13 protein-coding genes and 1 tRNA gene are annotated in these 13673 nt (G+C 39.8%); 3 read left to right on the top strand and 11 right to left on the bottom strand.

All coding sequences use genetic code 11. From position 1 onward, the window contains the following. Nucleotides 1-14 precede the first annotated feature (14 nt). Nucleotides 15-105, bottom strand: a tRNA-Ser gene (locus MORIYA_RS05375). 297 nt (nt 106-402) lie between these two features. Here MORIYA_RS05375 and MORIYA_RS05380 point away from each other — a divergent pair. Continuing rightward, complete coding sequence (locus MORIYA_RS05380; protein WP_112713329.1) at nt 403-762, top strand: DUF2750 domain-containing protein; 360 nt, start codon at nt 403-405, stop codon at nt 760-762. Between the two features lie 224 nt (nt 763-986). Here MORIYA_RS05380 and MORIYA_RS05385 read toward each other — a convergent pair whose 3' ends face one another. The 10 genes from MORIYA_RS05385 to MORIYA_RS05430 all read right to left on the bottom strand — a co-directional run bounded on the left by MORIYA_RS05385 (nt 987) and on the right by MORIYA_RS05430 (nt 9143). Further along, nucleotides 987-1685, bottom strand: coding sequence for a metal-dependent hydrolase (locus MORIYA_RS05385; RefSeq protein ID WP_112713331.1), 699 nt, complete (start codon nt 1683-1685; stop codon nt 987-989). Nucleotides 1686-1775: 90 nt separating this feature from the next. Then, nucleotides 1776-2585 (bottom strand): Cof-type HAD-IIB family hydrolase, encoded by an 810-nt coding sequence (locus MORIYA_RS05390; protein WP_112713333.1) that lies wholly within the window; start codon nt 2583-2585, stop codon nt 1776-1778. A 214-nt stretch (nt 2586-2799) separates the two neighbouring features. Then, the gene (locus MORIYA_RS05395) at nt 2800-3483 is read right to left on the bottom strand and encodes a cold-shock protein (protein WP_112713335.1); all 684 of its coding nucleotides are present in this window, start codon (nt 3481-3483) and stop codon (nt 2800-2802) included. 31 nt (nt 3484-3514) lie between these two features. Further along, the gene (def, locus tag MORIYA_RS05400; RefSeq protein ID WP_112713337.1) at nt 3515-4021 is read right to left on the bottom strand and encodes a peptide deformylase; all 507 of its coding nucleotides are present in this window, start codon (nt 4019-4021) and stop codon (nt 3515-3517) included. A 223-nt stretch (nt 4022-4244) separates the two neighbouring features. Next, the gene (locus tag MORIYA_RS05405) at nt 4245-5450 is read right to left on the bottom strand and encodes a tetratricopeptide repeat protein (RefSeq protein ID WP_162629232.1); all 1206 of its coding nucleotides are present in this window, start codon (nt 5448-5450) and stop codon (nt 4245-4247) included. Nucleotides 5451-5457: 7 nt separating this feature from the next. Continuing rightward, nucleotides 5458-6027, bottom strand: coding sequence for an energy transducer TonB (locus MORIYA_RS05410; protein WP_162629233.1), 570 nt, complete (start codon nt 6025-6027; stop codon nt 5458-5460). A 58-nt stretch (nt 6028-6085) separates the two neighbouring features. Next, nucleotides 6086-6490, bottom strand: a complete 405-nt coding sequence (locus MORIYA_RS05415) for an ExbD/TolR family protein (RefSeq protein ID WP_112713343.1) — start codon at nt 6488-6490, stop codon at nt 6086-6088. Between the two features lie 3 nt (nt 6491-6493). Further along, nucleotides 6494-6991, bottom strand: a complete 498-nt coding sequence (locus MORIYA_RS05420) for a MotA/TolQ/ExbB proton channel family protein (RefSeq protein WP_112713345.1) — start codon at nt 6989-6991, stop codon at nt 6494-6496. After that, nucleotides 6991-8238, bottom strand: a complete 1248-nt coding sequence (locus MORIYA_RS05425) for a MotA/TolQ/ExbB proton channel family protein (protein ID WP_162629234.1) — start codon at nt 8236-8238, stop codon at nt 6991-6993. The genes MORIYA_RS05420 and MORIYA_RS05425 overlap by 1 nt, the downstream gene beginning before the upstream one ends. 68 nt (nt 8239-8306) lie before the next feature. After that, nucleotides 8307-9143, bottom strand: coding sequence for a DUF3450 domain-containing protein (locus MORIYA_RS05430; protein ID WP_112713349.1), 837 nt, complete (start codon nt 9141-9143; stop codon nt 8307-8309). 168 nt (nt 9144-9311) lie between these two features. On the opposite strand from MORIYA_RS05430, the gene MORIYA_RS05435 reads away from it, so the two are divergent. Both MORIYA_RS05435 and MORIYA_RS05440 read left to right on the top strand, forming a co-directional pair. Then, nucleotides 9312-11816 (top strand): TonB-dependent receptor plug domain-containing protein, encoded by a 2505-nt coding sequence (locus tag MORIYA_RS05435; protein ID WP_232011520.1) that lies wholly within the window; start codon nt 9312-9314, stop codon nt 11814-11816. An 86-nt stretch (nt 11817-11902) separates the two neighbouring features. Further along, nucleotides 11903-13627 carry an ABC transporter ATP-binding protein/permease gene (locus tag MORIYA_RS05440; RefSeq protein ID WP_112713351.1) on the top strand — a complete coding sequence of 575 codons (1725 nt, stop codon included), beginning with the start codon at nt 11903-11905 and terminating at the stop codon, nt 13625-13627. Nucleotides 13628-13673 lie beyond the last annotated feature (46 nt).

Here is a 13673-nt window from a genome sequence, read left to right on the forward strand (position 1 = left end):
CTTTTCTATATAGATGGCGGAGGAGGAGAGATTTGAACTCTCGAGGAGCTATTAACCCCTGCTGGTTTTCAAGACCAGTGCATTCGGCCACTCTGCCACCCCTCCGCAGCAATGGAGTGATAATATATAAGCTTGGAGTCATTGTAAATATCAACAGCCTAATTAACTCAAACAGTTCGATTCACGTCGTCATTTGACCTAAGCACGTTGTAAATTAACGCAAAGTGTTGATTAATTAAACTCACAATATCTGCAACAGCATGGTTATATACTCGCTTCAACTTACGGATCTTTATGCGGCAGTATATTTGCTGACTATTTGCGATGTTATCCGTATAATGCCCGCATTGCGCTTAATTCCAATACTATTAATTACAATTATTTTAATACAAAGAGAACCCCATGACAGAAACAAATCCAATACTGACTAAATTCTTTGCAGACGTAAAACCTAGCCAACAAGTTTGGGGCTTACAAGATAGTACCGGTGAAGAATGGGTTATATGTGATTCGGTTAATTTCGAAGACACAGATGCAATGCCACTTTGGTCTACAGAAGCACTTGCTAGAATACATTGCTGTGATGAATGGAACGCGTATAAACCAGCGGCTATCTCTGTATCTGACTTACTTGAATTCTGGATTGAAGATCTGAATGAAGACAATGTGATCATTGGTCTTAACTGGGAATCTGAAGGCGAATGTGCCGAACTTGAACTCGCTGAATTTACCCAATCAGTTGTAGATATCGAAGCGCTTTAATTTTTGGCGCTCATCAATACAATAAAGTGCTTAGCTTAATCCGTTAAGCATTTATCCCCTCCTACTGTAACCCTCAACCACACCCCATAAAATATTACATCATACTTTATAAAATAGTTGTTTACGCATAATTAAATACCATAATCCTGGCGTTTATATAATCGACAAAATCACTTATCCTGTCATTGAAAATACCGTCTGTTGTACTTACTATGTGCTCTCACCTATACTAAACTAAACATCGACCAATCACACAGCATATCAAGCGTAGTCTCGATTTCAGGTGTTGTCGTCCACAGCACGCCAACGGCTATCAGCATGGCTAACAGCAACAACTTATTGTCCAAATCGACTAGTTTCAATGCGGTCCCAAATGACCGTTTTATCCTAATATTACGTAAGTCGACACTGTATATTTCATCTAACAGCAAGTGTATCAAGCCACCCAAAAATACAAACCCGCCAGACAACCAGGCAAGACTATCCGCCTTATTTGAATTAATACCATCCACATTAGCAATGATTTGAGTCGTCAGCAGCCCGCACAAGGCGAGGAACAATAAAGAATGACAACTGCCTCGGTGCACCGTTAAACGCTCAAAAATAGTCCTTAATCCATACTTCATCACCCCATAAGTCACGACAGGTATGGCGATAACCTTTAGAAAGCTCAAATCCACCATATCCTCATCAATAATATAACGCATGACGATCAAAATGATGGCAAAAGCAAAAAGGTTAAAGATAGTATCGAGTGATGTCGAGTTATCAGAATCAATATCCGGTAATAAACCACCCATAGTGCCTAAGAACCACAGCCAAATAGCGGTATTAAGTTCAATATGCCCCGCAGCGACTAAACTTGCAGAAGATAACCCTGTTAATAGTGCTGCTACATTCAAATGTGTATTAAAATTTGCCATTACGGCCTTACATTATAGAGTTTAATGCAGCATTATACCCAAGTCACTTCAAGATGCTATATCAGAAGTAGCTTGGGTATATAAGTAGAGCTACTTATTTAACACAAATTCTTCAATAACCAGTGCGACACCATCGTCATTATGACTGGCGGTAATATGATTAGCGATAGCTTTAATGTCATCAGTAGCATTAGCCATGGCTACGCCCAAACCAGCATATTCTAGCATTTGCTTATCGTTACCGGCGTCACCCATGCAAATCACTTCATCAGCGTTAATGCCAAACTGTTGCGCAATGGCTTTAACACCGATGCCTTTGTGGCTGTCGGTATGAAGAAACTCTAAAAAGAACGGCGCACTTTGCAAAATGTTATATTGCTCGTAGAGTGATGCTGGTAATTGCGCAATCGCGGCAGATAGTTTTTCTGGCTCGTCAATCATCATCACTTTTAGCATTTCTTCATCATCACTTAGGGTACTAAAGTCCACTTCAGTGATAGACAGACCATTAATTTTAGCTTCATGGTCGGTATAGTAATTATGTTTAGGGGTGATCAGTCCCGCTTTGACTGAAAATGCATGCACGTGCACACCGAGCTTGTTGGCTAATTCGGCAAGTTTTTTGGCATCTGCACCCGTCACTGTTTGGCTACGCAACAACCGCTTGTCCGCAACTTGATAAACTAAGCTGCCATTGTAACAAGCAACATAATCATCTTTACCTGTCATACCCAATTCTTCTAACGCCCAATTCATGCCTTCCAGTGGTCGTCCTGAAGCAAGCACGACACGCGTACCCTGCGCTATTGCAGCAAGGATCGCTTGCTTATTACGCGGTGAAATAGCACCGTGAGAATTAAGTAAAGTACCATCCATATCTAACGCGATTAATTTATACATACAACCTCAGGAAATTACGTTCAACAATATTGTGGTTATATTACAACAAAGAGGTAGGCGATTCAGCAATAAATACACAATACCCCAAACACGTCACACTTTAATGTAATAAACACACATAAAAAAAGCGGTGGCATTGAATTAACTCAATACCACCGCTTCATATTTTATATCATGTCAAAAGACAGTCTTGGCTCGATTACATCGAGCTATTTCAATGTGCCGTATTAACAAACCACATAGAAATTGCGAAAACAGCACCTAGAATAACAACCGCGCCTACTAATAGCAGTGGGTTAAATTTACGTAATTGCTTTGCTTTCGCTTTCATTTCAGAATTACTTACACGCTGAAACTGCCCTGCTACGGCTATAACATTGGCGTCAATGATTGCTACAGATTCTGCACATTCCACGTCGTTATTACACGGAACATCTTCTGTAACTAATGCAAAGTCACCACTAAATGAATGCATAGTGAAATTTTCACCACCTTCAGAGAAGGTCTTCTTTTCCACATTTGTATTTAAAATAGCATTACAACCGATGTCTGCCGCCAATTGCTTAATATGGCTACGACCTTCGTTTTGATCTTTAAAGAAACGTGTGCTTAGTGTATATCTTGCAACAACATGCCCGTATCTTGGTTGATTGCTTTTCGCTGTGAAAAAAGCCACCAACTGTTTTTTAAAGTTAACATCCGGTACGTGTACTTGTTTTGCGGCAAGGCCTTTTGGTGTTGTTGTTGGTTCGAATTCAACAACAACATCCTTCACCAATTTAGATTCATTGGCTTTATCGAGCAAGCTCGACACATGTAAGAAATAACTCTCGCCATCATCGCCACAAATAAAACCAAACTTCTTTGCAGAAATGTACGATATAATTTTTCCTTTCACTTAACTAGCTCCTTCAGCATTGCTCTAGACCTTATTCGGCCATCTCTTTAATTGTTTTTTTAACTTTTTTAAGTGCCATTTTCTTTTTCAATGGCGACAGGTAATCAATAAAAAGCGTACCTTTAAGATGATCAATCTCGTGTTGCATTGCAATCGCTAAAAAGTCATCGTCATTGATTTCAATTGCGTTGCCTTCACGATCCAATGCCGTTACTTTCACTTTCGTAAAACGTTCAACGTCTGCATAGTAGCCAGGAATAGATAAACACCCTTCTTGGCCACTTTCTTTGTTTTCACCTTCAACAACAACAGGGTTGATTAATACCATAGGTTCATTACGATCCTCTGAAATATCAATAACAACAACGGCTTCTTTACGACCAACTTGCGTTGAAGCAAGACCAATACCGTCGTCTGTTTTGTACATAGTCTCAAGCATGTCATCGATCAATGTTTGAACTGTACTTACATCTGCTACTGTTTCAGCGGGTATCTCTAATTTTTTGTTTGGTGCCGTAAGAATAGTTAATACTGCCATATGTCTTTGAATCCTGGTTTTGTTAATATATTACAAACGTGCGTATTTTAAGCGTGCGTATTCTACACCTGCATATTACAAGCGCCGTAGTATAGCTTATATACTCAAACGACTTCAAGATGCGAATTAAAAGACGATCGAGATCGGATAATCTGGCTATCCGTCCTAATAAAAATACAGTTAAACACAGACAAAGAGCTAAAAACGAAGACAATAGGTATTATTAGCTTAATAAATAATCAATCTGTGCTAACCAATCTTGTGCTGTTTTCATATATTGTGATTGTTTAATAAGCCTAAACTGCTTACGAGCATGTATATAATCTTTATTTTCAAAATAACTCACCGCCAATAATAATCGCCAATAATCATTACGAGGTTGTTGCTTAATCTGTCGTTGCAACAATTCAATAGCCAAATGCCAGCGTGCTTGACTATATGCCAATTGACTACTAATCATCAGTTGCTCATTGGTTTTATCGACCTTTTTTTCAAGCAATGCTAGCGCTTCTGATTTACGCTCGGCCATTAGATAAGCTTGGATAAGTAACTGCCGATACTTTGAGGCATCACACTCTGAGCAATATTTAACAGCTTGCGGAGTAAACTTATCGGCTTCTTTTTCCAGTATCTGAACCGCTCGATTTGGTGCTTGCTGCTGAATTAATAACTGACTATAAAATAATAGACTACGCAAAGGTAATAACCTTGACTTATAGGCACTGCCAAATACGTTTAGCGCTTGCTCTGGCTTATCAAGTTCATACCAGCTATAAGCTAACCGCTCCCAATAGAGTGGATTATTAATGTATTTTTCTGTCAGTAATTGCAACAACGTATTTTCAGCCGTTAATTGCTTGGTCTGTTGTAATAACGCTAACAAAAAACGATAGCGTGATTCATCAACCTCTAAGACTAAGGCCTGTTCAATACTTTGCTGTGCCGATACCAACGTCTGTAACTGATAAAAACTTTTCGCTTGTAATGTAAATATCATCGCACGATCAGATAAACTCGTTTGTGACGGCATCGACAGCCAATGCTCACTTTGCCTAATAACATCAGAGTAACGCTGTAAACGATAATATAATTGTACCGTTAATTTCATCAACGCCGGCTTGGATTCCTCTTGTCCTGGTAGGTCAAGCAATAATTCAGCCTGATGAACAGTACAAATATCTCGCTCTAATGCAGTACATGCTTGTAGATGTAAATAAGCGGCCATTTGTTTAGCTTTAGTACCCGCATTAGCAACTTGTAACTGAAATTGTTCAATTTGTGGCAAAATAAGATGAGGATCTTGTTCAAGCTGATATGTTAATTGTTGATACCGCCGATAATATGATGTATCAGCGGCATGTGCATTTACGACTACAAGCGCCAGCATACCAACACAAGATAACAGAACCTGCCTTTTAACCTTGTCCATATTTATATTATGACTCCAGTTGATAGCGAATAATTATACGTTGCCACTCTGTTTGTGCAGGTGGATCAAAACGCCAACGCATGACAGCTCTTGTGGCGGAACGGACAAATATATCAGCGGGATGCTGCTGAACAACTTTGACCTGCTGCACTCTACCTTTAACTGTAATCTTAAGTTCAAGAACAACAAAACCCTCGATAGCTCGCTGTTTCGCCACTGGCGGATACTGAGGTGGTAATTGAAATACTGGTTTAGCAAACCTTATATTTGTCATCATTTGACTACCTAACTGCTTGCCATTTGGTGAGAATTGCAACGTTATTGGTTGTAGCTTAGTTTCAGACATAGGTATATCTGTTAATACCTTAGGTATTTTTACCAGACTATTCATTGCTAACAGCGACAAATTAACCGACATTGGCGGTGGCGTACTTAATTGCGGAGCCGATGTAAGTTTAGTGATTAACTCAGGTTCAATCTCTTCTATCTGTCTATCAGCAACAAAATATACTTTGGCTAATGAAACTGGCGTATATGTATTAACGATAGCCTCTCCCATCGTGAGTTGATAAATCAAGGCGACTAATCCTAAGTTAATAACGACAGCAAATAGCCCTATTATCAAACAGCTTTTATTAGATCTTGTCGGTAGCAACAGCAACATTGGCAACTCCGGCAATCCTAATTTTATCGATAACAGTAATTAACCGACCACTTGTCACATCTTTATCTACCTGAATCACAGCAGAAGAACTCCCTGTCGAACTTACTTTAGCTTTAACGTAGGCACTCAAATCAGTCAATTTAATCGGGCCTTGGTCTAAGCTGATTTCCCCCTCTTTATCAATAGTAACCATCAATTTGACCACGTCACTACTATCATTTGTTGTACTTTGTGGACGATCGATGTTAATCGTGTTTTGTTGTTGAAACGACGCCGTTAAAATAAAGAATATCAATAAAATAAATACTATATCAATCAAAGGGGTCATATCGATAATGGCATTATCATCTTGTTCTTGAGTATGTTGAAAACGCATAAATTAACCTTTAATAAAACAATAACGAAATTGATCAATAATAATTTGATTACGACGATTAAGATTATGAGCCAGATACAGGCCAGAAAGTGATGTAACTAAACCAGCTAATGTCGTCAACAATGCCTGGCTAATTCCACCAGCAAGCTGTTGTTGTACATTCATTTTATCCAACTGAGTAAAACTAACTATCATGCCGTCGACAGTACCTAACAAACCCAAAAATGGTAAAATCTGAATACAAATACGGATCCAAGGCATACCGCAATCAAGCATTAATGTCGCTTGACTGAGCCAGGCCTTGAGTAACTGTTGTTGATGCCAGAATGGTAGATTAAGCTGATGCAAAGAAATAGCTTGCAGAGAAGTCTGCAATTGCGGTTGGATATAGCGCTGGCGCCAATATACCGTTAAGATCAATCCCCACATCACCACGGATAATAAAATGATCATCCAAACAAGCATCCCTGCCTGATAAAAAAACTGAAGCAACATAGCCATTACTGCTGCCACCCACTATGGCGAGCAACAACCAATCCGGCAGCTTGCTGTTCCAACAGCACAATTAATCGATTAGCCTGATTTTTTACCCCACAATGGATAAGTAATAAAGGTACCGCGACAATCAATCCAAGTTCCGTCGTCAATAAGGCTTGGGCAATCCCCCCTGATAATAATTGACTATTGGCACTGCCCTGCTCGGTAATCACTCTAAAGGTTTCAATCATACCTGCCACTGTACCTAACAGCCCCAGTAAAGGTGGGATCCCTGTCAATACAGCGAGTGATGCTAAACCCTTGCGTAATACTGGCACCTCTTTTAATACGGCAGCATCAATGACAGCCTCCAACAGCGTAATATCACCGTCTTTAGCTTGCTCCAATTCGGCAATTTCAACCGCGTTAAGAATACGCCCTAAACTACTTCTATCATTGACTTCACTATGCATTATTTGCCATTGCACCGCTTGCTGTTCACGACATAATGAATAACAGCGAACCGCTGCAATAAATACGGCAATAGCACCAATAATAGCGATTAAAACACCAATGATGCCAGCCGGACGTAAACGTTCAAAAAGGGTCGGTTCCTGCGCTTTTTTCTGTAATAATTTACCCAAGCTAGGATCAATTCTCATCCCACCGATCACGGGTTTAATATCCGGTTGAGGACTAAATACCTGCCACACTTTGTGCTCGGGTAAATAACTTAACCAACCAAACTGACTGTGACTCGTAAATGGACCCCATTGCGTTATTAGGCTCGTTTTACGCACTCCGTCTGGCATAATAATTGACGTATCATATTGATGTACTTCACTGGTATATAACAATTGTTCGACGAGTGCCTGCCACAATTGATATATTTGTTTTATATCCACATCCTGAGATAAACCCGTTTGAAAACCACTCGTATCTAAGCCCCACAGACCGGAAGGTTTGACTCGTTCAAGTAATAAATTGCCATGCTCAACAATCGTCATAGACAAGGTTTTCAATGCCTGCTGTTCTTTTTGCCACAGTTGCTGCTTCTGACGTAATTGCTGTTGCAATAACAATAGCTGCTCTTCCGCTTCTTGATTATACCGTTGACGGTTGAGCAAATTATCCTTCGCCGTTTGCAATTTCTTACGCTGTTCAGTCAACTCGCCCTTAAAATTAATAACTAATTCTTCTGCCGCTTTAATTTCATGGTTAGTCGCTTGCTTTACTTGTTGTAAAATATTGCCTAATGAGACCTTTGGCATTGAAAACTCCATCGAGTTTACGAAAAACGACGTGCTCATCAATATAATGCCGGAAAATAATAAGTGTCTCATGATAGTCCCTCAACAGAAGCTGGGTTCGGTCGTGGTAGTGTCATAATATCTGGCGCTATATTGCCAGCTGCTACAGCGATCGCCTGACGCAAAGGCTGAAACCATTTATCCTCAAGCTGTACCCATCCTTCTCCTTGCTTCCAAATAGCAGCCTGCTGACCATCAATACTTAGCCAGTAATAACCTAAACGGCCCACGCGTAAAAAGTTAACCATACGCTCACTATCTAAAGTACCTAACCAAGTTTCAGCTGCGTAACCATAACTTAACTCCACCTGATAGGCATCTAACACTTGTGCCATTTTATCCCCTAATATAATACGAGGATCGGCCAAATTCTGAATCAAAATTTGCAAACGCAGCTTCCTCTCGACCTGTAAAAACGGTATATCACTCTCAACCACTTGCTGCAAAGTACTCAACATATCCTGCATCAACGGACTCACTGCAATTTGAGTTTTTCTAACCTGCTCTCGTTGTCGCTCTAATTCATCATTTGCGTTGTGTAATGCATTAATTTGGCTATCAAGTTGTAGCTGATATTTATCAGCTACGCGCTGTTGCCATAGAACCTCTCGATACTGTTGTTGCAGTATCTGCTGTTCATCAGATAACTGGCTGACAGCTACTTGAGCTTGCTGACTAGCACGTAAGCCTTGGTTATCAACAGCGATGACTTGCTGAAGGTCAGTTGCTTGAGCATGTATATTTAATACCCCAAAAAATAAGCTAGAAATAGCTAATTTAATAACACCTACACTAATGCACTTTTGATGACGCCCAGAAAAGCAGCGTAAGGAATCTAATAACCGATGTTCTTTATTGTCATTCATTATTTTTAGTTGTTTATTAAAGATATTTGAATAATAACTCTAATTGCAAATGAAAACAATTATCATTTAGATTAAATCTGTGTTATTTTCCCCACCCTTACTTATATCTGAGTATTAAAACCACATTTTTAAGCATGAAAACTTACAAAAAGTCATCAAGGTAGCAGAATGAAAACAAAAATTGCGCTTGCGGTTAGTCTGGCACTAACTTCTCAATCAACACTGTCAAGTACACTAAGTGCAGAGCAAGCACCTGATAAAATAGGCATGGAAATTGTCGTTAAAGATAAAATAGATCCTGCGTTAACATCGCAGCAATCTTTGTCCGCAGCAGAAATTAAACAACGACCAACCGGTAATGGTAATCTCACTGATTTATTAAAATCAAATCCTGCAATTCGCTTTTCAAATTCAGGTAATAACAGCATGAATCAAGGTGAGATAAAACCAGAAGATATCTCGATTCACGGCTCAACCGCTTATCAAAATACTTTTAATCTTGATGGGATGACGATCAATAATGATTTAGACCCAGCAAATAATAAGTTAGGTGTAACAAACAGTAATTTAAGCAGTGATGAACAAGGCTTCTACCTAGACAGCCGTTTAATCGACAGTATAACTGTATATGATGCCAATATTCCTGCCGAATTTGGCGGATTTACTGGTGGCGTTATCGACGTTAACAGCCGCAGTTGGCAAGGTGAAAATCATGCCAGTGTCTTTTATCGTATGACAGATTCAAGCTGGAATGAAAATCACGTTGATGAACAACTTAATTTCAGCAGCGGCAATAATGATGCCAGTAACCCTAGCCGCTTCCAGCCCAAGTACAGTAAACAAAGTCTAGGAGCCTGGTTTGAAGCTGGAATCACTGATGACTTAGGGCTGGTATTTTCACTTTCACGCCGAAACTCATCGATACCTATGACTAATGTCGGTAAAAAAGCCGTGACATTAGATAAAGATAATAAATTGATTGGCTTTGCTACTGAAAGCAATATTAAAAAGCAAACTCGCGTTTCAGATAACCTATTCACTAAATTAACCTGGTATGCCACACCACGCACAACCGCGAACTGGTCAATGACTTATTCGGGTTACAACAGTGAAATGTTCATGAATGGCACTGCAAACTCTGATTACTCAGAATCGCATAACGGCCTAGCTAGCAGTTTGAATATTGAACATGCCTTTGATTTTGGCATGTTAGATATGGGTATTAGTATCCAGAATATGCAAGACATCCGTGATGGTGAGCAAAATTATTATGTTTCTCTTAAAGATTACACCGACTGGCAAAATCCGACCGAGTTTAGTTCTGGCGGACCCGGCGATCTCACCACTGAACAACAAAATGTCACCGCAAATGCCAAAATGACATTAGATCCACTCCAATTCGGCAATAGCCAGCATACTTTTACATTCGGTACCGAAATAACTCAAACTAATGCTAAGTTTATACGCGATGAAACCTACTACAGAAATAGCTATCAAGGTATGTGGGATTCTATGGAATGGTTATCCTCTGCCAGTCAAGTAGATGCATTTTTTGCAGGTACTTACCGCACAGACTATCGTAACTATTCTCTGTTTTTCGATGATACTATTAGCATAGGTAATGTAAATATTCGCCCTGGATTACGTATTGATCGTGACAGTTTCGTTAAAAATACGAATATAGCACCAAGATTAAGTACCAGTTGGAATGTTTTTGGCGACGGCAGCACTATGCTGACGGCGGGTCTAAACCGTTATTATGGTCGTTCTATGCTCACTTACGCATTGTACGAAGGTCAAAATGGAGGTCTTAAACACTGTTATATGATGTGTGAACCAAACAGTGAAACATCGAGTAATGACTGGGTTGAGACCAATGATTTTGAAGGTATGAGCGATCTTGATACTCCATACAATGATGAGCTTGCCATGAGCCTACAGCAACGCTGGAATAACAGTATGATAAAACTGGCTTATGTACACAGAAATGGTTATGACGAAGTGCGCAGCCGTCCTAAATATCCCGGCACCAAGAATCCAACACAGGCCAGAATTCGTACCTTTGATAATAACGGCAAGACCCAACACGATAATGTGATCTTAAGTGCACGAAATACACAACCATTACGTTGGCTCGCTACCGATAACAATCTAACTGCATCGGTAAGCTGGCAACAAACAAGCAGTAATACGCCGATGGATCAAGGATATGCATTTTATGATCCGAGCATTAATCTAGACCAAGACAACGTTTGGTACGATGGCAAGATCATCGCCGCCGAAGATCTGCCATCAACAGATTTCAACGCACCTTTATTAGTCAACCTTGAATGGACAACCAAAATAAACCAATACGGCCTAACTTGGTATAACCTAGCAAATTGGCAAAGTAGTCGCGAGCAGGCAACCCGCCATGAAAACGCCTACGCAATTGACCCGAGTACAAATAAGCAGGTACTAAAGTATGAATCTGTTAAATTTGCCAGCACCTTCCGCTGGAATACTAAATTGATGTGGCAACCTAAATTTGCCAAAGGTGCAGCACTATCAATTGAAGTCAATAATGTACTCAATAACAAAAATGCCACAGATTCATTTGTATATAACGACAAAGTTTATCGTACTTATGAAGCAGGTCGCCAGTTCTGGCTGCAAGCTAGTTACGACATTTAAGTAATTCGTACGCATGTTCAGGCGTGGGGACAACTCTCACGCCTTCTCTACATTTTAATTTATCTCTAACTAACGATATTTAAACAATGCAAAAACTCACTTTATTTTGGCAATTAATCAAACCTTTTTGGTTTGCTAAAGAACGTAATTCAGCATTACTTCTACTTACGATAGTAATCATATTAAGCTTATCTTCGGTTTGGTTTAGTGTGCAAATAAACCAATGGAATGGTGATTTTTTTAATGCTTTACAACAACTCGATGGCCCTGTTCTCTATGAATTATTGCAATTCTTTGCAGGTCTAATTGCAGCCTTTATTCTGGTCATGGTGTACACAGATTATTTAAAGAAAAAGCTCATTATTAACTTCCGTAGCTGGATGACTACGTATTTATGTGAGAAATGGTTATCCAAATACAGCGATCATTATAGACTAAGGTTGCAAAAATCCGAGCCCGATAATCCTGACCAGCGTATTGCCGAAGACGTTGACATATTTATTCAAATCTCCTTAGATTTACTGTTATCTTTTTTACGTTCGGTGGTAACTCTGGGATCCTTTCTCACCATTCTCTGGCAACTATCAGGTACGCTTTCTTTCACACTATTCGGTCGTGAACTCAATATTCCCGGTTATATGGTTTGGGCCTGTGTTGGTTACACTCTCATTGGTACAGTGATCACACACCTGATTGGTAAGCCACTACAAGCACTTAATTTTAATCAACAAAAACGTGAAGCTGATTTTCGTCGTGCATTGATCTCACGCCGAGAGCACAGCGCAGCAATCGCAGGGCAAGGAGGAGAACAACAAGAACAACAGAGTCTTAAAGTATACTTCTCGGCGGTGATTACGAACTGGTATCAATTGATGCACTGTGAACGTAATTTAGGCTTCTTTACCGTTGGCTACGCACAAGTGTCCATGTTGGCACCAATTTTCTTCGCATTACCGAAGTTTCTTTCTGGAGCACTAAAACTAGGCGGATTAATGCAAATAAAGATGGCCTTTATGCAAGTGTCCAGTGCGCTTAGCTGGATTATCTATGCTTATCAGGACATCGCTAAATGGGGTGCGACTGTCGAGCGTTTAGCCGCATTTATAAATGCACTGGATGAACTTGAGGAGCCGGAACCTACACCGACACCAAACAGTAAAACGATTGCATTAAAGAGTAATATTAAACTGTATCTCACCGATGGTAGTCCCTTGTTAACTGCGCAATCAATGACACTAAAGCTGGGCGAATTAACCATGATACAAGGTCGTTCTGGCATAGGTAAATCTACACTATTCAAAGCCTTGGCAGGTTACTGGCCCCACTTCACTGGTCAAATCCAACGTATTGAATCTATATATTGGATCCCCCATAGTTTATATTTGCCCGATGTCGATCTTGCTAGACAACTCTGCTACCCGAAAAACAGTACTGATTTCAGTGATACTGAACTGCAGGACACATTGCATAAAATAGGATTACCACACCTATGCGAACAACTATATAGCCAAGTTAATTGGAAACAACAGCTATCCGCAGGTGAACAACAACGCCTTATGTTCGCACGTCTGTTACTCAATCGACCTAAATTAATTTTTATTGATGAAACCACGAGTTCACTTGATATTGATGCAGCCAGTAACTTAATCACATTATTAAAAGCAGAACTACCGCAGAGTGCCATTGCATTCATTTCACATCAAGTCGCGCTAACCCAATATGCCGACCAGGTGATCTATATTGAGGACGACAAGATCAATGATAAAACCGGTCATGATCTGAATTTAGTTAACACAATTAATATCGCGTAGTTTATCAAAAAATCGAATCATAAAATTAAATTTCATGGAGTTATAA

It is taken from the genome of Moritella yayanosii, assembly GCF_900465055.1.
Taxonomy (GTDB): domain Bacteria; phylum Pseudomonadota; class Gammaproteobacteria; order Enterobacterales; family Moritellaceae; genus Moritella; species Moritella yayanosii.